Origin of the sequence: Shewanella sp. AS16, from assembly GCF_021412365.1 — a bacterium.
Taxonomy (GTDB): Bacteria; Pseudomonadota; Gammaproteobacteria; order Enterobacterales; family Shewanellaceae; genus Shewanella; species Shewanella salipaludis.
The window spans coordinates 1-282 of record NZ_JAKCLK010000421.1 but is presented as its reverse complement, the minus strand read 5'-3'; the positions used below and the strand labels follow the sequence as shown (position 1 = coordinate 282).

Annotated in this window: 1 protein-coding gene; it reads left to right on the top strand. The window is 47.9% G+C overall.

What is annotated here, in order from left to right:
• Positions 1 to 54: 54 nt before the first annotated feature.
• A partial coding sequence (locus LZP73_RS20925; protein WP_234236911.1) for a PAAR domain-containing protein occupies positions 55 to 282 on the top strand: 228 nt, incomplete at its 3' end.

Sequence of the window (282 nt, the reverse complement as noted above, 5' to 3'; positions counted from 1 at the left end):
GCAGAAGAAAAGGCCCGGTTACGTAATGTGTGAAACAAATACATGGAAAGTGATATGGGAAAAAATGTGGTAGTACTCAATGACGCAACTTCTCACGGTGGCAAAGTCTCTTCGGCCTCTTCAACCTTTGATATTCAGGGAAAAAAGGCTGCACTGCTGAATGATACCGTCACTTGCCCGAAGCATGGTACTAACCCAATTGTGGAGTGTGATACCAGTTATGAGGAGGGTGGACGTGGGATTGTTGTGCATGGCTGTAAAAGCGCCTGCGGCTCGGTGGTG